Source organism: Sphingosinicella humi, assembly GCF_003129465.1.
In the GTDB taxonomy this organism is placed as follows: domain Bacteria; phylum Pseudomonadota; class Alphaproteobacteria; order Sphingomonadales; family Sphingomonadaceae; genus Allosphingosinicella; species Allosphingosinicella humi.
The window spans coordinates 147,160-169,355 of the sequence record NZ_QFFF01000001.1 but is presented as its reverse complement, the minus strand read 5'-3'; the positions used below and the strand labels follow the sequence as shown (position 1 = coordinate 169,355).

23 protein-coding genes are annotated in these 22,196 nt (G+C 66.0%); 7 read left to right on the top strand and 16 right to left on the bottom strand.

What is annotated here, in order from left to right:
- Positions 1-3: 3 nt before the first annotated feature.
- Positions 4-1,179: a formate-dependent phosphoribosylglycinamide formyltransferase gene (gene purT / locus DF286_RS00850; RefSeq protein WP_109269720.1), complete on the bottom strand. Its 1,176-nt coding sequence runs from the start codon at positions 1,177-1,179 to the stop codon at positions 4-6.
- 122 nt (positions 1,180-1,301) lie between these two features.
- Between purT and DF286_RS00845 the strand changes: the two genes are divergently transcribed.
- Positions 1,302-2,354, top strand: a complete 1,053-nt coding sequence (locus tag DF286_RS00845) for an SDR family oxidoreductase (RefSeq protein ID WP_109269719.1) — start codon at positions 1,302-1,304, stop codon at positions 2,352-2,354.
- Here the strand turns inward: DF286_RS00845 and DF286_RS00840 are convergent.
- Positions 2,319-2,801: a 5' nucleotidase, NT5C type gene (locus DF286_RS00840; RefSeq protein ID WP_109269718.1), complete on the bottom strand. Its 483-nt coding sequence runs from the start codon at positions 2,799-2,801 to the stop codon at positions 2,319-2,321. The two genes, DF286_RS00845 and DF286_RS00840, sit on opposite strands and share 36 nt — an antisense overlap.
- Positions 2,798-3,211: a hypothetical protein gene (locus tag DF286_RS00835; RefSeq protein WP_109269717.1), complete on the bottom strand. Its 414-nt coding sequence runs from the start codon at positions 3,209-3,211 to the stop codon at positions 2,798-2,800. Before DF286_RS00835 ends, DF286_RS00840 begins: the two co-directional genes overlap by 4 nt.
- A gap of 86 nt (positions 3,212-3,297) precedes the next feature.
- Here DF286_RS00835 and DF286_RS15010 point away from each other — a divergent pair, with 86 nt between their 5' ends.
- Positions 3,298-3,435 carry a hypothetical protein gene (locus DF286_RS15010; RefSeq protein ID WP_158274581.1) on the top strand — a complete coding sequence of 46 codons (138 nt, stop codon included), beginning with the start codon at positions 3,298-3,300 and terminating at the stop codon, positions 3,433-3,435.
- Here DF286_RS15010 and glpD read toward each other — a convergent pair.
- A complete protein-coding gene (glpD, locus tag DF286_RS00830) occupies positions 3,432-4,871 on the bottom strand; it encodes a glycerol-3-phosphate dehydrogenase (RefSeq protein ID WP_109269716.1) in 1,440 nt (479 codons plus the stop codon). The genes DF286_RS15010 and glpD overlap by 4 nt on opposite strands.
- A 107-nt stretch (positions 4,872-4,978) precedes the next feature.
- On the opposite strand from glpD, the gene glpK reads away from it, so the two are divergent.
- Positions 4,979-6,445, top strand: coding sequence for a glycerol kinase GlpK (gene glpK / locus DF286_RS00825; protein ID WP_109269715.1), 1,467 nt, complete (start codon positions 4,979-4,981; stop codon positions 6,443-6,445).
- Between the two features lies 1 nt (position 6,446).
- On the opposite strand, the gene mmsB is transcribed toward glpK, so the two are convergent.
- From mmsB to DF286_RS00800, 5 genes are all read right to left on the bottom strand, one after another.
- Positions 6,447-7,385 carry a 3-hydroxyisobutyrate dehydrogenase gene (gene mmsB / locus DF286_RS00820; RefSeq protein WP_109269714.1) on the bottom strand — a complete coding sequence of 313 codons (939 nt, stop codon included), beginning with the start codon at positions 7,383-7,385 and terminating at the stop codon, positions 6,447-6,449.
- Positions 7,386-7,496: 111 nt separating this feature from the next.
- A complete protein-coding gene (locus DF286_RS00815) occupies positions 7,497-8,270 on the bottom strand; it encodes an enoyl-CoA hydratase (protein ID WP_109269713.1) in 774 nt (257 codons plus the stop codon).
- A 121-nt stretch (positions 8,271-8,391) separates the two neighbouring features.
- Positions 8,392-9,432, bottom strand: coding sequence for an enoyl-CoA hydratase/isomerase family protein (locus tag DF286_RS00810; RefSeq protein WP_109269712.1), 1,041 nt, complete (start codon positions 9,430-9,432; stop codon positions 8,392-8,394).
- A complete protein-coding gene (locus DF286_RS00805; protein ID WP_109269711.1) occupies positions 9,429-10,574 on the bottom strand; it encodes an acyl-CoA dehydrogenase family protein in 1,146 nt (381 codons plus the stop codon). Before DF286_RS00805 ends, DF286_RS00810 begins: the two co-directional genes overlap by 4 nt.
- 160 nt (positions 10,575-10,734) lie before the next feature.
- A complete protein-coding gene (locus DF286_RS00800; RefSeq protein ID WP_109269710.1) occupies positions 10,735-12,231 on the bottom strand; it encodes a CoA-acylating methylmalonate-semialdehyde dehydrogenase in 1,497 nt (498 codons plus the stop codon).
- A gap of 106 nt (positions 12,232-12,337) precedes the next feature.
- Here DF286_RS00800 and DF286_RS00795 point away from each other — a divergent pair, with 106 nt between their 5' ends.
- Both DF286_RS00795 and DF286_RS00790 read left to right on the top strand, forming a co-directional pair.
- A complete protein-coding gene (locus DF286_RS00795) occupies positions 12,338-13,222 on the top strand; it encodes a LysR family transcriptional regulator (protein WP_109269709.1) in 885 nt (294 codons plus the stop codon).
- A 147-nt stretch (positions 13,223-13,369) separates the two neighbouring features.
- A complete protein-coding gene (locus DF286_RS00790; protein ID WP_109269708.1) occupies positions 13,370-14,377 on the top strand; it encodes a fumarylacetoacetate hydrolase family protein in 1,008 nt (335 codons plus the stop codon).
- A gap of 3 nt (positions 14,378-14,380) precedes the next feature.
- On the opposite strand, the gene DF286_RS00785 is transcribed toward DF286_RS00790, so the two are convergent.
- Together DF286_RS00785 and DF286_RS00780 are read right to left on the bottom strand one after the other, a co-directional pair.
- Complete coding sequence (locus DF286_RS00785) at positions 14,381-15,250, bottom strand: DUF4440 domain-containing protein (RefSeq protein WP_109269707.1); 870 nt, start codon at positions 15,248-15,250, stop codon at positions 14,381-14,383.
- A gap of 106 nt (positions 15,251-15,356) precedes the next feature.
- The gene (locus DF286_RS00780) at positions 15,357-15,959 is read right to left on the bottom strand and encodes a hypothetical protein (RefSeq protein WP_109269706.1); all 603 of its coding nucleotides are present in this window, start codon (positions 15,957-15,959) and stop codon (positions 15,357-15,359) included.
- Positions 15,960-16,114: 155 nt separating this feature from the next.
- Here DF286_RS00780 and DF286_RS00775 point away from each other — a divergent pair, with 155 nt between their 5' ends.
- Together DF286_RS00775 and DF286_RS00770 are read left to right on the top strand one after the other, a co-directional pair.
- Complete coding sequence (locus DF286_RS00775; RefSeq protein WP_109269705.1) at positions 16,115-17,464, top strand: M28 family metallopeptidase; 1,350 nt, start codon at positions 16,115-16,117, stop codon at positions 17,462-17,464.
- A 111-nt stretch (positions 17,465-17,575) separates the two neighbouring features.
- Complete coding sequence (locus DF286_RS00770) at positions 17,576-19,888, top strand: ribonuclease R family protein (protein WP_109271902.1); 2,313 nt, start codon at positions 17,576-17,578, stop codon at positions 19,886-19,888.
- A 5-nt stretch (positions 19,889-19,893) separates the two neighbouring features.
- Here the strand turns inward: DF286_RS00770 and DF286_RS00765 are convergent, their stop codons facing one another.
- The 5 genes from DF286_RS00765 to DF286_RS00745 all read right to left on the bottom strand — a co-directional run bounded on the left by DF286_RS00765 (position 19,894) and on the right by DF286_RS00745 (position 22,156).
- Positions 19,894-20,286, bottom strand: coding sequence for an energy transducer TonB (locus DF286_RS00765; protein WP_158274580.1), 393 nt, complete (start codon positions 20,284-20,286; stop codon positions 19,894-19,896).
- 73 nt (positions 20,287-20,359) lie between these two features.
- On the bottom strand, positions 20,360-20,773 hold the full coding sequence (locus DF286_RS00760; protein WP_109269703.1) for a DoxX family protein: 414 nt from the start codon (positions 20,771-20,773) through the stop codon (positions 20,360-20,362).
- 102 nt (positions 20,774-20,875) lie between these two features.
- On the bottom strand, positions 20,876-21,178 hold the full coding sequence (locus DF286_RS00755) for a hypothetical protein (protein WP_109269702.1): 303 nt from the start codon (positions 21,176-21,178) through the stop codon (positions 20,876-20,878).
- Between the two features lie 19 nt (positions 21,179-21,197).
- Positions 21,198-21,752, bottom strand: coding sequence for a dCTP deaminase (gene dcd / locus DF286_RS00750; protein WP_109269701.1), 555 nt, complete (start codon positions 21,750-21,752; stop codon positions 21,198-21,200).
- Positions 21,752-22,156, bottom strand: coding sequence for a hypothetical protein (locus DF286_RS00745; RefSeq protein WP_109269700.1), 405 nt, complete (start codon positions 22,154-22,156; stop codon positions 21,752-21,754). The genes dcd and DF286_RS00745 overlap by 1 nt, the downstream gene beginning before the upstream one ends.
- Positions 22,157-22,196 lie beyond the last annotated feature (40 nt).

The window sequence follows — 22,196 nt, the reverse complement described above, 5'->3', positions numbered from 1 at the left end:
CAATCAGTCGTAGACGATCTTCACCTTCGCAGCCGCTTCGGCGGCGAGCCGCCGGGCGTCGTCGACGGTGCGGCCGGAGGCGAGGGCGACGCCCATGCGGCGATAGGGGCGGGTGACCGGCTTTCCGAACAGGCGCACGTCCACTTCCTCGCCCTTGCCGCCCAGCGCCAGTGCGTCGCCAAGGCCGGTGAAGCCGAATCGCTCCGACTCCCGGTCGGCGAGAATGACGGCCGAGCAGCCGGCCGGGTGGCGGAGCGTGATCTCCGGAATCGGAAGGCCGAGCACCGCGCGCACGTGGAGGTCGAACTCGGAGAGATTCTGGGAGAGGAGGGTGACCATCCCCGTGTCGTGCGGCCGCGGCGAGAGCTCGGAGAAGATCACATCCTCGCCGGCGACGAAGAACTCGACTCCGAAGATGCCGTAGCCGCCGAGGTCGTCGACCACCTTGCGCGCCATGTCCTTCGCGTCGGCCAGCGCCTTTTCGGACATGCCTGTCGGCTGCCAGCTTTCCATATAGTCGCCGCGCTCCTGCCGATGCCCGATGGGCGGGCAGAAGAGCACGCCTTCGCGCGTGCGGACAGTGAGGAGGGTGATCTCATAGTCGAACTCGACGAACTCCTCGACGATCACCCGCGCGCGGTCGCCGCGCATATTGGCAACGGCATAGTCCCAGGCGGTCTCCAGCTCGGCGGCGGTGCGGACCGTGCTCTGGCCCTTGCCGGAGGAGGACATGACCGGCTTGATGACGCAGGGAAGGCCGGTATGGGCGGCGCCCGCCTCCACTTCCGCCAGGCTTTCGGCGAAGCGGAACTTGGAGGTGCGGAGACCCAGCTTGTCGGCTGCGAGCTCGCGGATATTGTCGCGGTTCATGGTCATCATCGTCGCCCTCGCGGAGGGAACGACGGTGGTGCCCGCCGCCTCGATCTCCTGCAGCACCTTGGTGCGGATGGCCTCGATTTCCGGCACGACGAAGTCCGGCTGGTGCCGCGCCACCGCGGCCCGGAGCTTGTCGCCGTCGAGCATGGAGAAGACCTCCGCCTCGTCCGCCATCTGCATGGCCGGGGCCCCGGCATAGCTGTCGCAGGCTACGACATGGCAGCCGAGCCGCTTGGCGGAGATGGTGAATTCCTTGCCCAGTTCGCCGGAGCCGAGAAGGAGAATCTTGGCGGTGTAGCTCATGCGCCCGCGCCTAGCCGCCGCGCGCTTCGTCCTCAAGCGCCAACGGCTGGACCATCGGGGTGAACGGCAGGCGCATTGGCGCGTTGGCCCACCGCATGTTCACGCAACCCATGGAGATAGTCATGGCCGCCAAGCTCAAGCCCCTTTCGCAGCAAGTGATCGTCATCACCGGTGCCTCCAGCGGCATCGGCCTCGCGACCGCCCGGCTTGCGGCCGTCAAAGGCGCGAAGGTGGTGCTGAGCGCCCGGACGCGGGACGCGCTTTCGACGGCGGTCGACGAGATCAAGCAGGCCGGCGGCGAGGCAAGCTTCGTCGTCGCCGACGTCGGCAAGCGCGACGAGGTGGAGGCGATTGCCGCCCATGCGATCGAGCGCTTCGGCGGCTTCGACACCTGGGTGAACGATGCCGGCGTGATGATCTGGGGCAAGATCGGCGACGTCGCCGAGGAGGATATGCGCCGCCTGTTCGAGACCAACTTCTGGGGCGTCGTCTATGGCTCGGAGGTTGCGGTCGAGCATCTACGCAAGAGGGGCGGGGCACTGATCAATATCGGCAGCGTGGAATCGGATCGCGCCGCGCCTCTCCAGGGTATCTATGCGGCCAGCAAGCATGCGGTGAAGGGCTTCACCGACGCGTTGCGGATGGAATTGGAGGTAGAGGGAGCGCCGGTGTCCGTGACGCTAGTCAAGCCCGGCTCCATCGGCACGCCGCTTCCGCAGCACGCCAAGGATCTCACCGGGCGCGAGCCCAAGCTGCCGCCGCCAGTCTATGAGCCGATCGAAGCGGCGGCGACCATCCTTCGCGCGGCGGAACGGCCGGTGCGGGATGCTTTCGTCGGTGGTTCGGCCCGCGCCATCAGCAGCCTCAGCCACCGCGCCCCGCGGATGATGGACTGGCTCAGCGAGAAGTTCCTGCTGCCCGCCGAGATGGGCGACCGGCCGTCGACGCCGTCCGATAACCTCCACCAGGGCCACGGCGAAGGTAAGGTGCGAGGCGACCACCAGGGAAGCGCGATCCGCCCGAGCCTCTATTCCCGCGCGGCGCGGCACCCGGCGACCACTTGGGCCGTGGCGAGCGTTGCGGGCGCCGGCATCGGCGCCTTCTTGCTCAGCCGGCGCAGCCGCCGTCAGCCCGCCGCTTCAGACATTCGCGTGGAGCGGGAAGAAGCGACTTAAGGCCTCCAGCGTCTCCTGGACGCTCTTGTGATGGATGAAGATGCCGCCCGCTTCCTCCCAGAGGTGCGCGTGCTTCAACGTGTCGTCGACCAGCACGTCGCCCGGCATGCAGTGGTTGCGCTTGTTGACCGCCATGCAGGTGATGATGCGGGTGCCAGGGAAATGCTCGGCGGCCCAGCGCACCTTTTGATCCGCTGCCCAGTTGCCGCGCGGTAGCCCGGTGAGAATGACGGGGTCCAGATGCTTCACGGCGTCGAAAAGCTCCGCCGCGCCGGGCATCAGCGGCAAGGTGCCGTAGAAGTCGGGGGCGCTCGCCAGCTTCGCCCACATGCGGCCGATATTGTAGCGCTGCTGGAAGGCCTTCGGCCTCATGCCGAGGATCGCTTCGGCGCCGCGATCGAAATCGGCAAGGACGCCGTCGCAGTCGAGATAAAGCTGCCGCTTCATGGCCAGCGCCTCGGGAAGAGCTTTACCGGCATGGGAAGGTCGATCGGAGTCCAGCCGAGACGGGCGATCACGTCGTTGCTTTCCTTCGCCTGTCTGCCATTCTCCAGCGACCAGGTGATGTGATAGGTGCTGCCGTCCGGCCGGTCCGTGGTGCCACCGAGGCTGACGACCAGCGCCTCCACGCCTTCGCCGTCATCGACCCGGCCGACGATCTCGCCCAGCGTTTCGCCGGGAAGCTCCGCCTGGCGGCTCGCCTTGGCGGCGAGGGTGACATGATCGGCCACGACCCTGGCGAACTTGGGAGGGAATTGCTGGAGCAGCTCGCTGCGCTGCTCGTCATCGAGCGCCCAGCCGATCACGCCATCGCCTTTGCCTGCCCTCGCGGCGGCCTCTTTCGCCGACAATGCCATGTTTGTTCCAACCGTTTCGGGGCGGATACGTTCCTGAGGCGGATAGAAGCGCACGGCAGGGCGTTTCAACGATGAGGAGAACGGCCATGGACGAGCGAGAAAAGGAGCGCGCGAAGGAGCGTTCCAAGCATGAAGAGGAGATCGCCCGCGAGGGCGAAGAGAACCGGCGCGCAATGGACAAGGTGCCTCCACCGGGCACCGATCCGCTCCACGAAGGACCTTAGCGGGAAACCTGGCGTAGGTAGCTGGATAGCGCCTTGCACTCTGCCTCGCTCATGTGGAGGCCGAGCTTGGTTCGCCGCCAGAGAATGTCCTCGGCCGTGCGGGCGAATTCGTGCCTGACGAGGTAGCGGACCTCCGCCTCGTAAAGCCCCGCGCCGAAATGCCGGCCCAGCGTTTTGAGCAATAGGGCGTCGCCGACGACCTGTTTGATGCGGGTGCCGTAGGACCGGGCGAGGCGCCCGACGAGGGGCTGGGGCATCCACTCCGACAGAGAGATGAGATAATCGTTGAAAGCCGGGTAGATGTCGCCGCCGGGCAACGCCGACCAGCCCGTCGATTTCCGCCCTTCGATCCCAAGCCGATCGAGCGCCTCGGCGGCAAGGGCGCGGGCGGTCGTGATCTTGCCGCCGAAGACGGAGAGAAGCGCGGCGCCCGGATCGTCGTCGAGCTCCAGCCGGTAGTCGCGGGTCACGGCCTTGGGATCGGTCTCGCCGTCGTCGTAGAGGGATCGGACTCCCGAATAGCTCCACACGATCTCGCCAGGCGTCAGCTGCCGCTCGAAATAGCGATTGGCGGCGGCGCAGAGATAGTCGGACTCCTGCGCGGTGATCGTCGCCTCGTCGGGCGATGAGACCGGCACTTCCGTGGTGCCGATCAGCGTGAATTGCCCCTCATAGGGAATGGCGAAGACGACGCGGCCGTCGGGCTGTTGCAGGATATAGGCTTGCTCGCCCTCCCACATCGCCGGCACGACGATATGGCTGCCCTTGATGAGCCGCGCTCGGCTCCGGCTGTCCTCGCTGAGGCGGCCGCCCAGCACATCCGCCACCCAGGGTCCGGCGGCGTTGACGATCGCCTTCGCGGACACCGTCCGCTGGCCGGACAGTTGGGCATGCCAGACGTCTCCCACTCGCTCGGCGGACAGCAACTCCGTTCGCGTGGCGATCTCGGCGCCGCGTTCGGCCGCATCCACGGCGTTCAGCACGACGAGGCGAGAATCGTCCACCAGCGCGTCCGAATATAGCGCGACGCGATCGCGCATCTCCGGCTTCAAGGGCGCGCGATAATCGCCGCGGGCGACACTGGGAAGACTGCTCCCCCAGGCGAGGAGCCGATAGAGCAAGAGCCCGGCGCGCACCATCCACCAAGGCCGCGTTCCCCCGGCATGCGGCAACACGAAAGAGAGTGGCCTCACGATATGGGGGGCGGTGCGGAGCAGTATCTCCCGCTCCTTCAGCGCCTCCCGCACAAGGCGGAACTCGCCATATTCGAGGTAACGCAGGCCGCCGTGGATGAGCTTCGAGGAGGCGGAGCTGGTATGCTGGGCGAGATCGTCCTTCTCGACCAGCAGCACCGTCGCGCCCCGGATCGAGGCATCGCGCGCGATCGCCGTGCCGTTGATGCCGCCGCCGATGATGAGGAGATCGAAGCTTTCCATCGCTGTTCTCTACGTCATTCCAGCCGATGCTGGTATCCATGCCGGCTTCATGCCAGCAAAGCCGAAAGGACCCCGGCCTTCGCCGGGGCGATCGAGGAGGGGCACGGATGGTCGACGCATCGCTGCTCGTCATGGACGCGGGCACGACCAGCACTCGCGCCATGCTGTTCGCGCCGGACGGCGCCTGCCTTGGCTGCGAGCAGCGCGAGCTTACGCAGCATTATCCGGAGCCGGGGCTCGTCGAGCATGATGCCGAGGAAATCTGGGACCGGACGCTGGCATGCGCCCGGGCGATGGTGGCCAAAGCGGGCGGCGCGGAGCGGGTCGCGGCGATCGGCATCACCAATCAGCGCGAGACGATCGTCTTCTGGTCCCGGCGGACGGGACGGGCGCTCGCCCCCGCCATCGTCTGGCAGGATCGTCGCACCGCCGATTTCTGCCGATCGCTCAAGGAAGCGGGACATGAGGAAGCACTGCAGCAATGCACCGGCCTGCTCCTCGATCCTTATTTCAGCGCGAGCAAGATCGCCTGGGCGATGGAGAATTGGCCGCAGCTTCGCGACGCGGGCGGCGAGCTGCTCGTCGGCACGATCGAAAGCTGGCTCATCTTCCGCCTCACCGGCGGCCTCCACATCTCGGATGCCACCAACGCTTCGCGGACGGCGCTGATGGACATCGCCACCGGCCGCTGGGACGAGGAGCTGCTTGGCCTGTTCAACGTGCCGGAAGGCTCGCTGCCGGAGATCGTCGACTGCGCGGGTCGCTTCGGGGACACGACCCTGTTCGGCGCTCCCATCCCGATCTGCGGCATGGCCGGGGATCAGCAGGCCGCGGCGATCGGCCAGGCCTGCCTCGCTCCGGGGGACACCAAGGCGACCTACGGCACCGGCGCCTTCGTGCTCACCCATACCGGCGCGGAGCGGCCGCTTTCGCATCACCGCCTGCTCGCCACCGTCGCCTGGCAATTGGGCGGCGCGCGCACTTATGCGCTCGAGGGCTCGGTCTTCGTCGCCGGCAGCTTGATCCAGTGGCTGCGCGACGACGTCGGGCTGCTTGGCTCGGCCGCCGAAAGCGAGGCGCTCGCCCGCTCGGTTCCCGACAATGGCGGTGCCTATATCGTGCCCGCCTTGGCGGGCCTCGGCGCGCCTTATTGGGAGCCGTCCGCCCGCGCCGCCATCTCCGGCCTCAGCTTCGCCACCGGCCGCGCTCACATCGTCCGCGCGGCGCTGGAGGCGATGGCGCACCAGACCCACGACTTGATGACCGCCTTCGCCGCCGACGGCGCGGCCTGGGAATGCTTGAAGGTGGACGGCGGCATGGTCGCTAACGACTGGCTGGCGCAGGATCTGGCAGACATGCTGAACCTCCGCGTCGAACGTCCGGCCTTCGTCGAGACGACCGCTTTGGGCGCCGCAATGCTCGCCGGCGTCGGTTGCGGCCTCTTCCCCGGCCTTGAACAAGCTGCGGCCATGCGCGGCGCCGTCGAACGCTTCGATCCGCGGCTGGACCTCAAGACGCGGGAGCGACGGCTCGACGGTTGGAAGAAGGCGATGGCCGCAACGTTGGCGCGCTGAGTCAGCCGTTCAGCTGCACGCCCGGTGGCGGAGGAGGCGGGGCGCCTTCGGCCTTCCAGCTGTCGTCGATCATTTTTATGATCGCCGAGAAATCCTTGCCCGATCCGCCCAGTTTCTCGGCGAAGCGGGTGTAGAGCTCCTCGGCATAGGCGCCCATCGGCGTATAGCTGTCGACGCTGCGCGCGGCCTCCATGGCGAGGCGCAGGTCCTTCAGCATCAGCGCCGCCGCGAAGCCGCCATTATAATCGCGATCGGCGGGCGTTTCGGGGCCCACGCCGGGGACGGGGCAATAACTGGTCATCGACCAGTTCTGGCCCGAAGCCTGGCTGGAAATGTCGAAGAAGGTCTTGGGGTCGAGCCCCAGCTTCTGGGCCAGCACGAACGTCTCGCAGGTCGCGATCATCGAGGCGCCCAAGAGCATGTTGTTGCAGATCTTGGCCGCCTGTCCCGCACCGGCACCCCCGGCGTGGATCACCGCCTTGCCCATGATATCGAGGAAAGGCTCGGCGCGGTTGAAGGCTTCCTCGGTGCCGCCCACCATGAAGGTCAGCGTGCCGGCCTCGGCCGCGGCGATGCCGCCGGAGACGGGCGCGTCGACCATCCTATAGCCCTTGGCCTGGGCGTCCCCGATCACCTCGCGGGCGGTGGCGACGTCGATGGTCGAGCAGTCCATCAAAATGGCGGCAGGCGGCGCTTTGCCGAAGATGTGGTTCTCATAGACGTCACGGACGTGCTTGCCCGCCGGCAACATGGTCACGACCGCTTCGGCTTCGGCCACGGCATCGTCCGTGGACTCGGCGGGGAGGCAGCCGGCCTTCTTCGCCCGCTCCAGTGCTTCGGGCGACAGATCGAAGGCGCGGACGTCATGACCCGCCTTCGCCAGGTTCGCAGCCATGCCGCCGCCCATATTGCCGAGACCGATAAATGCTACCCGTGCCATTCTGCCGTCTCCAGTGTCGTTCGTCCCGAGCGCAGTCGAGGGGCGCCCGCGATTAGTCCCTGCCAGCGCCCCTCGACTTCGCTCGGGACGAACGGACTCAGGGTTTTCCCTCTAACGCCCCTTCCACTCCGCCTCACGCTTGCCGACGAAGGCGGCCATGCCCTCCTTCTGGTCCTCGGTGCCGAAGAGGCCGTGGAACAGGCGCCGCTCATAGGCGATTCCCTGGGCCAGCGGCATTTCGAAGGCGGCGTTGATCTGCTCCTTGGTGGCCATCGCCGCGAGCGGCGCCATCGCAGCAATGGCCTCGGCCGTCTTCATGGCTTCGTCGATCAGCGTGCCGGCCGGCACCACCCGCGCCACCAGGCCGGAACGTTCCGCCTCCTCGGCGCCCATCATCCGGCCGGTGAGGCACATCTCCATCGCCTTGGCCTTGCCGACCGCGAGCGTGAGGCGCTGCGACCCGCCCATGCCAGGGGTGACGCCGAGCTTGATCTCCGGCTGGCCGAACTGGGCGTTATCGCCGGCGATGATGAAGTCGGCCATCATCGCGACTTCGCAGCCGCCGCCGAGCGCATAGCCGGCCACCGCCGCGATCCACGGCTTGCGGGTCGACGTCACCTTCTCCCAGCCCTGGAAGAAGTTGGACGCATACATGCTGGCGAAGCCTTGGGATTCCATTTCCTTGATGTCGGCGCCCGCCGCAAAGGCCTTCTCGCTGCCGGTCAGCACGGCGCAGCGCTGGCTGTCGTCGGCGTCAAAGGCGGCGAAGGCGTCGATCAGCTCCTTCAGAACCGCTGTGTTCAGCGCGTTCAGCGCCTTCGGCCGGTTAAGCGTGATCAGCGTCACCGCGCCGCGCTGCTCGACCAGGATATTCTCGTAGTTCATTGCATCGTCTCTTTTCAAATCGTCATCCCGGGCTTGATCCGGGATCCATGAACATTGTGCTTTTCGGTTCGCGATGCGCGGTGTTCATGGATCCTGACTTTCGTCAGGATGACGGGTTGGGTCAAAGCGGCGTCCATTCTTCCCCTTCGGGCATGGGCGCGAAGATGGTGTCGATCATGTGATCGGTGACCCCGTCGGGCGTCGCGGGGTTCCAACTGGGCGCATTGTCCTTGTCGATCAGCACCGCGCGGACCCCTTCGAGGAAGTCGGGCCGCTGCACGACCTTGGCGGCGACCGCATATTCCTGCCGCATCTCGTCGGCGAAATCCTGCATCCTCGCGCCCTCGGCGAGGAGCCGGAGCGACACTTTGCAGGCCTGAGGGCTCTTGGTCCTCAAGGTCGCAAGTTCGGTGCTCGCCCAGTCGGACGAGTCTTTCTCCAGCGCGCTCAGTATCTCTTCCAGCCGATCGGACGCGAACGTCTTGTTGATCTGGAGCAGGTTGTCGGCGATGCGCGGCTCCGGCGCGGTGTTGCTCGCCTGGCCGAGCGCGCCTTCGATCCGCTCCGGATGGTCGATGATCCGCGCCTTCAGGTCCTCGAGCGCGTCGTGCAGCACATAATGGGTGGCAAGGCCAAGGTAGCGGCACTCCGCCCCGTCCATCCGTGCGCCGGTGAGCGCGAGGAACTGGCCGGTGCGGCCAGGCAGGCGCGAGAGGTACCAGCCGCCGCCGACGTCGGGGAAGAGTCCGATGGCCGTCTCCGGCATGGCGAAGCGGGTATTCTCGGTGGCAACGCGATACTTTGCCGGCTGCGAGATGCCGACGCCGCCGCCCATGGTGATGCCGTCCATGAACGCCACGATCGGCTTGGCATAGGTAAAGAGCAGGTGGTTGAGGCGATATTCCTCGTGGAAGAAGGCGCGCGCCTCGGCGCCGTCGACGGCTCCGCTTTCGGCGAGCATGCGGACATCGCCGCCCGCGCAGAAGCCGCGGCCTTCGGCATGGTCGATCATCACCGCCTTGACGCTCTCGTCCGCGCGCCACTGGGTGAGCGCGGCGATCATCGCCGTGCACATGTCCTTCGTAAGCGCGTGGATCGCCTTGGGCCGGTTCAGCCGAATCCGTCCGACCGACCCTTCGACGTTAGTGATGACGTCGCTCATTGGCGAAGCATGTCGCGGGAGATGATGACTCGCATGATCTGGTTGGTCCCCTCCAGAATCGAATGGACGCGAAGGTCGCGCCAGAAGCGTTCAACCGGATAATCCTGCAAATAGCCATAGCCGCCATGCAATTGCAGCGCTCGGTCGACCACGCTGCTGCCGGTGTCGGTCGCAAGCCTCTTGGCCATGGCGGCGAAGCGGGTCTTGTCGGGCGCGTTCGCGGTCACCTTCACCGCCGCGGCATAGAGCAGCGTCCGCGCCGCCTGCAGCTCAGTCTCCATGTCCGCCAGGGTGAACTGCGTCGCTTGGAAATCGGCGATGGCAGTGCCGAACTGCTTGCGCTCCTTGGTGTAGGAGACCGCCTCGTCGAGGCAGCGCTGCGCTCCGCCCAAAGAACAGGCGCCGATGTTGAGGCGGCCGCCGTCGAGACCCATCATCGCGATTCGGAAGCCTTCACCTTCGGCGCCGACCAGGTTTTCGACCGGCACTCTCACCTCGTCGAAGTTGACCTGGGCGGTCGGCTGGGAATGCCAGCCGAGCTTCTTCTCCTGCGCGCCGAAGCTGACGCCCGGCAGGTCCTTCTCGATGACGAGGCAGGAGATGCCCTTGGGTCCTTCCTCGCCCGTGCGGACCATGGTGACGTAGATTTCGTTCTCGCCGCCGCCCGAGATGAAGGCTTTGGAGCCGGAGACGACATAATGGTCGCCCTCCTTCACCGCTTTGGTCTTGAGCGCCGCCGCGTCGGAGCCCGAGGAGGGCTCGGTGAGGCAATAGGAGCCGATCCGCTCCATCGTCACCATCGAGGGAAGATACTTCTGCTTCACCCCCGCCGATCCGAACCGGTCGATCATCCAGCTCGCCATATTGTGGATCGAGATGAAGGCCGAGGTGGAGGGGCAGCCATAGGCCATCGCCTCCATGATCAGCGCAGCCTCGAGCCGCCCGAGGCCGATGCCGCCCGACTCCTCAGATACGTAGATCGATCCGAAGCCGAGCTCGGCCGCGGCCCGGATCGTGTCGCGCGGGAAGATATGCTTCTCATCCCACTCCGCCGCATGGGGCGTGATCGCATCGGCGGTGAACTGCCGCGCCATCTCCTGGATCTGGCGCTGCTCGTCGGTAAGGTCGAATTGGGTGGTCATCACTTCGCTCTATCAGCCCCTCTCCCCTTGTGGGAGAGGGTAGGGAGAGGGGCCAGCCGCGTCTGCGGCTGAAAGAATCTTCTGAGAGAAAGTCTCTTGGCCGGCAGACGCCGGCCGCCCCTCTCTCCAACCTCTCTCCCACAAGGGGAGAGAGGCTGTCTCAACCCATGGTCGGAATGACGAAGGCGTTTTCGCCCGTTGCCGAGCCGTCCGGCCAGCGCTGCGTGATGGTCTTCGTCTTGGTCCAGAAGCGGACGCCTTCCATGCCGTGCTGGTTGATGTCGCCGAAGGCCGAGCGCTTCCAGCCGCCGAAGCTGTGGTAGGCGACCGGCACGGGGATCGGCACGTTGATGCCGACCATGCCGACATTCACGCGGTGGGCGAATTCGCGGGCGGCGTGGCCGTTGCGCGTGAAGATGGCGACGCCGTTGCCATATTGGTGGTCCGAGGGAAGGCGCAGCGCCTCCTCGAAGCTGTCGGCGCGCACGATTTGGAGGACGGGCCCGAAAATTTCCTCCTGGTAGGACTGCATCGTCGGCTTGACGTGGTCGAACAGGGTCGGGCCGACGAAGAAGCCGTTCTCATGCCCCTGGAGCGAGAAGCCGCGGCCGTCGACGACCAGCTCGGCGCCTTCGTCGACGCCCATCTGGATGTAATTCTCGATGCGCTGCTTGTGGGCGGCGTTCACGACGGGGCCGTAATGCGCCTCAGGGTCGGTCGAGACGCCGACGCGCAGCTTGGCGATGGCCGGGAGGAGCGCCTCGCGCAGCTCGTTCGCGGTCTTCTCGCCGACCGGCACGACGACGGGGAGGGCCATGCAGCGCTCGCCGGCCGAGCCGAAGGCGGCGCCGGAGAGGTCGTTGACCACCTGGTCGAGATCGGCGTCGGGCATGACGATGCCGTGGTTCTTGGCGCCGCCCATCGCCTGGACGCGCTTGCCGTTGGCGACGCCGCGCTTGTAGACATAATGGGCGATGTCGGAGGAACCGACGAAGCTCACCGCCTTGATGTCGTCATGGTCGAGGATCGCGTCGACCATCTCCTTGTCGCCATGGACGACCTGGAGGATGCCCTCGGGCGCGCCGGCCTCGAGCATCAGCTCGGCGAGGCGGACGGGGACGGAAGGATCGCGCTCGGAGGGCTTCAGGATGAAGGCGTTGCCGACCGCGATGGCGACACCGAACATCCACATCGGGATCATCGCGGGGAAGTTGAACGGGGTGATGCCGGCGACCACGCCCAGAGGCTGCCGCATCGAATAGACGTCGATGCCGGGGCCGGCGCCCTGCGTATATTCGCCCTTGAGGGCGTGGGGGATGCCGCAGGCGAACTCGATCACGTCGAGGCCGCGCTGCACGTCGCCGCGCGCATCGGCGATGACCTTGCCGTGCTCGGAGGAGAGAAGGAGAGCGAGCTCCTCGATATTCTTCTCGACCAGTTCCTTGAACTTGAACATCACGCGGGCGCGGCGCTGCGGGTTGGTCGCCGCCCAGCCATGCTGCGCATCCAGCGCGATCCGGACCGCCTTGTCGAGATCGACTGCGCTGCCGAAGCCTACCTTCGCCTGCACGCCGCCATTGTTGGGATCGAAAACGTCGCCCTGCCGTTCGCCCGAAGCGATGGCCGCGCCGCCGATGAAATGATCGATGTTCCGCATGTGATGTTCGTCCTGTCCGGCTCCTCGAGTGAGGCTGCTATGAGCCTCCCCATTGTTGCAGGCAAGCGATAGACATGCAGCTTACGCCTGCATTAATGCAGGTACGATGCACTGGGACGATCTGCGCTATTTCCTCGCCGTCTCCCGCGCCGGCCAGCTCAGCCGCGCGGCTGCAGCCTTGGGCGTGGATGCGACCACCGTCGGGCGGCGCGTGCGCAGGCTGGAAAAGGCGCTGGGGCAGACCTTGTTCGAACAGACCCAGGAAGGTCAGACTCCGACCGAGGCAGGCGAGCTTCTCCTGGTGAAGGCCGAGGCGATGGAGCGCGAGGTCCGCGCCATCGAGGCCAGTCCCGAGGCGGGCGAGCATCTCGCCGGCGCCATTCGTGTCAGCGTGTCGGAAGGGTTTGGAACTTGGTTCGTCGCCCACCATCTCTCCGGATTCGCGGCCGCCCATCCGCGCCTTCGGATCGACCTCGTCGCCAGCAGCGGCTTCCTCAATCCCTCGCGCCGGGAAGCGGATGTCGCCATCCTGCTCGCCCGCCCGCGCAAGGGGCCGCTCTTCACGCGCAAGCTCACCGACTATCGCCTGCGCCTCTATGCCGCGCGCTCCTATCTCGAAGCGCGGGGCCCAGTTCCGAATGTCGAGGCGCTCCGTGGGCACCCGCTCATCGGCTACGTCCCCGACCTGCTCTACGCTCCGGAGCTGCGCTATCTTACCGAGATCGCGCCAGCGCTCGAGCCGCGCATCCGCAGCACCAGCATCAACGCCCAGTATCGCCTTGTCGCATCGGGCGCGGGGATCGCCGTCCTGCCCTGCTTCATCGGCGACGCGGACGGCGCGCTTACGCGCGTGCTCGACGATATATCGGTGACTCGTTCCTTCTGGCTCGTCACCCACGCCGACACGCGTCAGCTCCCTCGCGTAGACGCCTTCGTCGCCTGGCTGACGGAACTCGCCGGTGTCCGGCAGGCACGGTTGCTCGGTACGTAATCGTCAACGAGAAACGTCATGCCGGACTTGATCCGGCATCCACGAACACCGAAGAGGCGGATCAGGCACCGCCAATGTTCATGGACCCCGGGTCAAGCCCGGGGTGACACGGGAGGGTGCCGGCGTGACAGGAGAGGGTAAGCGTCAATGAAACTCGCATCGCTGAAATCGGGCCGCGACGGCCGCCTCGTCGTGGTGAGCCACGATCTCGCCTGGTGCGCGGATGCGACTCATATCGCGCCGACGCTGCAGGCCGCGCTCGACGACTGGGTTGACGTGGCGCCGCAACTCGAGCTGCTCGCAACCGATCTCGCGCACGAGGCGATACCGATGATGCGCTTCCACGAGCGGGAGGCCGCCGCGCCCTTGCCCCGCGCCTATCAGTGGGCGGACGGCTCGGCCTATGTGAACCATGTGAAGCTGGTGCGGCAGGCGAGGGGGGCGGAGCTTCCCGAAAGCTTCTGGACCGATCCGCTCATGTATCAGGGCGGCTCCGACGAGTTCCTCGGCGCGCGCGATCCGATCCCGCTCGCCGACGAAGCCTGGGGCTGCGACCTCGAGGCCGAGGTGGTCGTCGTCACCGGCGACGTGCCCCGCGGCGTCTCTCGGGACGAGGCGCTGAACCACATTCGTCTCGTTGGCCTCGTCAACGACGTGTCTTTACGCAACCTCATCCCCGCCGAGCTCGCCAAGGGTTTCGGCTTCCTCCAGTCCAAGCCGGCCTCCGCGCTCTCCCCCGTCTTCGTCACGCCCGACGAGCTTGGTGAACGCTGGCAGGACGGCAAGCTCCTCGGCGCGCTCAATGTCGACCTCAACGGTGAGCCTTTCGGCCGCGCCGACGCCGGCGAGGACATGACCTTCGATTTCGGCACCCTCGTCGCGCACCTCGCCAAGACCCGCAACATCGGCGCCGGCTCGATCATCGGCTCCGGCACCGTCTCCAACCGCGACGCCGATGGTGGCCCCGGGAAGCCGATCGCCCGCGGCGGGCGCGGCTATTCCTGCCTCGCCGAGGTACGCACCGTCGAAACCATCCTCGATGGCCAGGCCGTCACGCCGTTCCTCAAGCATGGCGACACCGTCCGCATCTGGATGGAGGACGAACACGGTCACGCCATCTTCGGCACCATCGAGCAGACGGTGGTCGCCGCCTGATTCCTATTCGGCGACGTAGCGCCAGGGATCGCCGGGGCTGTCGCGACGCCAGATGGTGAAGAAAGGCATCGAAGCGGGCTTGCCTGCTTCCGGCGCCTTCCGGTGGATGGTGCCGATATTGACGCCGAGGTCGCCGCTCGACGCGACCAGCGTCTTTTCCGCCGACCAATAGAGCGGGCTGGTCGTGTCATCCGGAAAGCTGGCCGTGATGGCGTCGAGGCCGATGGTGAAGGCGGCGCCCTCATACATGTTCATGGCATCCGGGCGGCCATATTTGCGGAAGGCGGCCTTGAGGCCGATTTGCTGCGCCTCATCCGAGAATTGTTGCTCGACATCGGCGAGGCTGCGCCGGTGGGTGGTGAGGACGGCGGGGTCGACGATCGGGGGCGTCAAGCTCGCGGGAAGGGATGGCGGGAGCAGATCGAACGATACCTCGCCGGCGGGGCGCGGCATCTGCTTGAAGACCGCCACGCGCCAGCCTTCCGGACGCTTGATCCAGTAGGACAGATATTTCTGCGCCGTCACGCGCGGATCCCCGCCTTTGAGCGTCATATAGCCGAAGGTGAAACCGTGGGTGCCGTCCGCCGAAATACCGCCGCGCACCGGCGTCCAGCTGATCCTGTCGCCCTTGGCGAATGAACTGGACCGAAGCGCGGCGCTCACGGCGTCGCGACCCTCGACGATCCCCTTGCCCGGCACCGGCATGGTCGCGCCCTGGTCCATCATGGCGGTGAGACCTGAGGCGGGGTCCGTGTCCGCTGCCGCGGCGGAAAAAGCCCGGTCCGCTTCGATCAGGCCGTCTACGACGGCTTGCGGCGTGGCAGGTTGGGGTGCCGTCAACGCCGCGGCCAGCAGCAGCGATTGCAAGATCATGGTTCTGGGAGCTCTCCGCTTTTCAGGTGCTACGCTGGCGCTAGAGCGGTTCCGACGCCTGCATCCTTCGACAAATGCACCGCCCCGTTCGACCAGCGCCGCCCGTTCAGTCGATGGAATCGTTCACTCGCGTGTCCGTGGCGATCCAGTTCGTTTCCCAGGTTTTTCCGCCGTCATTCGAGAATGCCTGCTCAAAACGGACCGATGTCGGCGTGATGTCGGAGATGACGAATCGAACGAGGATTGCCCGGCCGTTCAGCGTCTCCTGCGCGAAAAACTCGCCTCGGCCGTCTTCAAACTCGCCGATCGTGGGCGGTGTCATTGTGCCGCCGGCGCTGTTGGCGAAGTTAAGGCTCCATTGGCGGGACTCTGGATTGTACAACCGTAGCGACAGCCCCTCGATGCGTCCTGCCGGCCCTTGCACGTCGAGTTCCACCAGGTTGGCGCGACCGTCCCAGATTTCCCGCACGCGGGAGGTTCCCTGATATTCGACCCACTCGTTGGAGCCCGTCAAGGGACGCAGACGCCGTTTGAGCTCGGTCTTCCAGGTGCCGATCTCCCAATCGAAATCGCGCTGCCCGTCCCGTTCCTCACGGGGTTCGGCGGTCGACCCCGTCGAACCCGGCTGGGCGCGTGCCGGAATAGCCTGGGACGCCAGGCTCAGGCCGAGCAGCAGCATCGTCGTTCCTTTGATTTGAAGCTTGGTCATGATTGCGCCCCCGTGATTCAGATGAATGAAGACGGGGTTATTCAGGACCTGAGTGGACTTGCCAGAAGCTTCGACGAAGCGCCCTGAGGGTTCGACTAGCGTCGGAGGGCGGTTCCCTTGCCAAGCAGGTCCGCACCGGTCCATGAATGATGTCCATGACAAAATTTGCGCTTCTGCTCGCCGCCGCGATACTTCCTGTCGCTGCCATTGCCGCCACCCCCCAAGAGATCGCAGACGATGTATCGGAGCAGCAACTCCGCGGCACGGTCGAGAAGCTGGTGAGCTTCGGCACGCGCCACACGCTGTCGTCCCAGACCGATCCGAAGCGCGGCATCGGGGCGGCGCTGCGCTGGGCCGAGGATGAGTTCGATCGCTATTCCAAAGCGTGCGGCGGCTGTCTCACGATCGTGACTCCTTCCGACACCGTCACAGGTCGGCGCGTGCCCAATCCGACCAAGATAACCGACGTCGTCGCCGTACAGCGCGGCACCGTCGAACCCAATCGCGTTATCATCATCCAGGGCCATATCGACAGCCGCGTCACCGACGTGATGGACTCTACCGCCGATGCGCCCGGTGCCAATGACGACGGCTCCGGCACTGCCGCCGTGATCGAAGCGGCACGGGTGCTCTCGAAGCACAAGTTCCCTGCGACGATCGTCTATGCGGCGCTGATGGGCGAGGAACAGGGTCTGCTCGGCGGCAAGGTCCTCGCCGACTATGCCAAGGCGCAAGGCTGGCAGGTCGAAGCGGTGCTCAACAATGACATCATCGGCAACAGCTGCGGCTCCGACGGCTACTGCGACGACAGTCATGTCCGCGTTCTCTCGGAAGGGGTGCGCGGCGACTGGACCAAGGAACTGATCGCCGCCCAGCGCAGCCGGGGCGGCTTCAACGACTCGCCGTCGCGCAATATCTCGCGCTTCGTCGAGGGACTGGCCGACGATCTCGGCCTCGGCCTCGACGTTCGGCAGATCTGGCGGACCGACCGCTTCGGCCGGGGCGGTGACCATATCGCTTTCCAGGAGATCGGCTTTCCGGCCGTGCGTTTCACGGTGGCGGTCGAGGATTATGAGCATCAGCATCAGGATCTGAGGACCGAGAAGGGCATCAAATATGGCGACACGATCGATGAGATGGATTTCCCCTATCTCGCGAAGGTGACGAAGCTGAACGTCGCCGCGCTCGCCGCTCTTGCCCGCGCGCCGATGCCGCCGGCGTCCGAAGTCGAGGGCGCGGTGAAGCCGGATACCACCGTCAGCTGGCAGCCCGCCCCGGGTGCTGCCGCCTATATCATTCGTTGGCGGCCGACCAACGCCGCCAGCTGGGAAAACAGCCTCCGTGTGCCCGGCACCGCCACCAGCCATGTGTTGAAGGGCATCCGCGTCGACGATTGGGTGTTCGGCGTCTCGTCTGTCTCGGAGGACGGCTATGAAAGCCCGGTCGCCTCCGCCGTCCCGGGCGGCGCGTTCGAGCCTTGGGCGCCGCCGGCGGCGACCCAGTAATCATCATCCCGGGCTTGATCCGGGATCCATGAACGCGGATTGGGCGGACTGAATGCTGCTTGCGTTCATGGATGCCGGATCAAGTCCGGCATGACGGGGGTTGACGGTTTCATGGCAAGAAAGATCAGACCCGGGCTCCCGACCCGTCAGCAGATCCTCGACTTCATCGAGACTTCCGACCAGCCAGCAGGGAAGCGCGAGATCGCGCGAGCCTTCGGCCTCAAGGGCAATGACAAGATCGCGCTGAAGCAGCTGCTGCGCGACATGGGCGACGAAGGGCTGATCGACAGCGCCCCCGGCCGGGCCTTCCACAAGATGGGCGGCGTGCCGAAGGTAACGGTGCTGCGCGTCGTCGACGTGGACGACAGCGGTCAGGCCTGGGCGGTGCCGGAGCGCTGGGAAGCGGATGCTCCGGAGCCGCGACTTCGGGTGCAGGAGCGGGGGCGCAAGGGCGCGCTCGGTCCGGGCGACCGTATCCTCGCGCGCACCGAGGAGAAGGGCACCGGCTTCATCGCCCATCCGATGAAGAAGCTGCTCAAGGGCAGCGAACTGGTGCTGGGTGTCGTCCACAAGGAAGGCGAGGGTTACTGGCTCCGGCCCGTCGACAAGAAGGAGCGGCGCGAGCTTCCCATCTCGGACAAGGGCAAGGCGGAGGTCGGCGACCTCGTGCTCGCCGAAAAGACCGGCCGTCCACCCCGCCTCACCGCCCGCGTCACCGACATCCTGGGCGATCCCTTCGCGCCGCGCAGCTTCAGCCTGATCGCCATCCACAAGCACGGCATCCCGCACGAATTTCCCGAGGGCGTGCTGGAGGAGGCGGAGCGGGTTGCGACGCAGCCGCTGGGGGACCGCGAAGACCTCACCCATCTGCCCATCGTCGCCATCGACCCGGCCGATGCGCGCGACCATGACGATGCGGTCTGGGCCGCGCCGGACGACGATCCCGCCAATGCCGGCGGTTGGAAGGCGATCGTCGCCATCGCCGACGTCAGCTTCTACGTCCGCCCCGGCTCGGCGCTCGACAAGGAAGCGAGAAAGCGCGGCAACAGCGTCTATTTCCCCGACCGCGTCGTGCCGATGCTGCCGGAGACGCTGTCCGCCCATATCTGTTCGCTGAAGCAGGGCGAGGACAGGGCGGCGATGGCCTGCCACCTCCAGATCACGAAAGACGGCCAGATCAAGACCGGACGCTTCACCCGAGCCAAGGTCCGGATCGCCGCCAACATCGCCTATGAGGATGCCCAGGCCGCCATCGACCTAGTCGAGAAGGGTGCCCTGATCGACGATCCCGGCGAGCTTTCCTCAAGCCCGTGCAGCCTGTCCGAGGCGGATCTCAACGTGCCGCCGCTTCCGGTCCCTGCCGACCTGATCGAGACGGCGCTGAAGCCGCTCTGGGCCTGCTGGCGCGCGCTCTATGCCGCGCGGGAGAAGAGGGCGCCGCTCGATCTCGACCTGCCAGAACGCCGCGTCATGCTCGACGAGAAGGGGCGCATCCTCTCCGTCGCCCCGCGCGAGCGCCTCGATGCGCACAAGCTGATCGAGGATTATATGATCGCGGCCAACGTCGCCGCGGCCAAGGCGCTGGAGACGAAGAAGGCACCCGTCATGTACCGCGACCACGAGCCGCCGAGCCGCGAGAAGCTGGTCGCGCTCAAGGATTATCTCAAGACCTTTGAGGTTGAGTTCGCGCTCGGCCAGGTGATCCGGCCTTCGACCTTCAACCGCATCATCGATCGGGTCGGCGAGGCCGATTTCAAGCCGCAGATCATGGAGCAGATCCTGCACACCCAGACCCAGGCTTATTACAGCCCGGAGAATCACGGCCATTTCGGCCTGGCGCTCGGCTCCTACGCCCATTTCACCAGCCCGATCCGCCGCTATGCCGACCTCGTCGTCCATCGCGCGCTGACGCGGGCCTACAGGTTGGGCGAGGGCGGTCTCACCGACCAGGAAGCCGATTCCATGGAGGTGACGGGCGAGCTCATCTCGACGCTGGAGCGCCGCGCGATGGAGGCGGAGCGGGAGACGATCGACCGCTATGTCGCCGCCTATCTGGCGGAGCGCGTCGGCGAGCTGGTCGATTGCCGCATCACGGGCGTCCAGCCGTTCGGCTTCTTCGCCACGGTCGAGGGGTTGGGCGGCGACGGCCTTGTCCCCGTCTCAACCCTCGGCACCGACTATTTCCGCTATGATGAAGCGAGCCAGACCCTCACCGGCGACGATACCGGCGTCAGCTTCATGCCCGGCCAGCGTCTCAGGCTGCGGCTCGCGGAAGCCAATCCCGTCAGCGGCGGCCTGCGGTTCGAGCTGCCTGACGCATCCCCGGCGCCAAACGGGACGCGCGGCCGGCGCCGGCCGACAGCGCGTCAGCCTTCGGGGTCAGGAGACAGGCGCGTGGGCCGGGCGACGCGGCGGAAGCGCTAGCGTCTTCAGCCCTCGGAATTGCCCTCGCCGTCTGGCAGCTTCCACACGATCGTGCCCTGGATGATGGACTCGAGGGACCGTCCCTGAGCATTGACGTCCGGCGTGAACTTGACGTGCTGGATCATGAGTTCGCAGGTGGCCTGGTCGAGCACGCTATGGCCGCTGCTCTTGATGATTTCACAACTGCGGAGCTCACCCTCGGCATTGACGTCGACGCGATAGCCGACCTCGCCTTCCTGGCCCTTCTTACGGGCTTTCGCGGGATAGGCCGACAAGGGCAGTGACATGGCGCCCGCCTCCTTGATCCCGCTCGGCGCGGGCTCCTGTGCCGAGGCCGAGGCCGAAGTTGCGGCGAGCAGCGCGCCCGCGCCGCAAAGAAGAATTCCGTTCAGTTTCATGGCAGTTCTCTCCCACGAGCCCAACGAGTCGGGCGACGAGATACAGTGTCTCATGATTTGGCTCGGTCGTCCATCATACGGCCACTTGTCGATGGCCGCGCAGGGCATCCAGGCTCCACGGTCCGGCGCCCGAAAAGACGAAATAGAGGAAGACGAAGCAGTAGAGGATCGCCGCGTCGCCGCCATTGTTGACCGGAAAGGGATTTTGCGGCGCGTGGGCATACCAATAGGCCACCGCCATGGTGCCTGACGCGATGAAGGCGGCGGGGCGGGTGAAGAGGCCGAGAGCGATGAGGGCACCGACGACCAGCTCAACAATGCCCGCATAGGCGCCCATATTGTCGAGCGCGAGCCCCGATCCCGCAAAGTCTCCGCCGGGGAAGCCGAGGAACTTCTGCGTGCCGTGTTCGACAAAGATGAGGCCGGTGACGATGCGAAGGAGACTGAGGGCGCGGGGCGCCCAGGAAGAGAGGCTCGTGGCATTCATGGCAAAGTCTCCCATCTGACCATATCGGTACCGTAACATAGGGAGGCGTGACGGTTCTCGTCCAGAGCGCTTTTCTACAGGCGAAATACTTCCAAGGCGACCCTAGCTGATCAAATACAGGCCGCCGAGCAGCAGCACGACGCCGAGTATGATGCTGGCGACCTTCTCCGCGCCTTCGCGGTAGGGCACGCCCATATGGCGGATCATCGCCACTTGTTCCGAGGTGAGTTCCGATCCGCCGGGAAGCAGCGAGTCGACGAAGCAGGAAAGAGCGAGCAGCAGCAGCGCCACGCCGACCCAGAAGCCGCCCTGCACCGCTTCGATCGTTCGGCCGGCCAGGAGCAGGAACAGACCGGCGAAGCAGAGACCGTAGGACGCGATCTTCGTCGGCGTTACCGGTCCCATGTTCCCCCCCTTTAAGCGACTAGAGCTTCGGCAAGGTCACCCCTCGCTGGCCCATATATTTGCCCGCCCGGTCGGCGTAGCTGATCTCGCACGGCTCATTGCCCTGCAGGAACAGGAACTGGCAGGCGCCCTCATTGGCGTAGACCTTGGCGGGAAGCGGCGTCGTGTTGGAGAATTCCAAGGTGACATGGCCTTCCCAGCCGGGTTCCAGCGGCGTCACGTTCACGATGATGCCGCAACGGGCATAGGTCGACTTGCCGAGGCAGATGACGAGCACGTCGCGCGGCACCCGGAAATATTCGACCGTGTGGGCGAGGACGAAACTGTTGGGCGGGATGATGCAGACGTCGGTCTTGCGATCGACGAAGCTGTTGTGAGCGAAGTTCTTCGGGTCGACGATGGCGTTGTCGACGTTGGTGAAGATCTTGAACTCGTCCGATACCCGCGCGTCATAGCCGTAGGAGGAGAGGCCGTAGCTGATCGTCCCGTCCCGCTTCTGGCCGTCGACGAAAGGCTCGATCATCCCGTCCTTGAGCGAGCGCTCGCGGATCCACTTGTCCGACATGATCGCCATCAGCCGCGGCTCTCCGTCAGTTCCTCGCCGCCGCAGCCCTTGAGCATGCGGCCGCTCAAAGACACGGTCACGCGGTCAGGGAAGCGCCGGCCGCCGGTCGTGCACTCGGCCGTGCGGGCCTCAATGGCGATGACCTGCGTTCCTTCGCCCGACTCCCAGCGGCGGACGCCGTCCGTCACCTGCGGCAGCACCCGGGGATAGCTGGTGCTGGTCAGCTCGCCGTCCGCGCGGCCGCCCGGCGGGCCCATGGTGAGCACGATCTGGTCGTCGCCGATCGCGACCATCCAGAAAGGGTCATGCCCCATCGCGCCATATTGGAACTGGCCGACGGGGCTGTAGGGCGTCTCGTCGGCCGTGGCGCAGCCGCTCAGGGCAAGCAGGGTGAGGGGGAGGAAGTATTTCACTGATTTCCCAATTCGTCATTCCGGACTTGATCCGGAATCC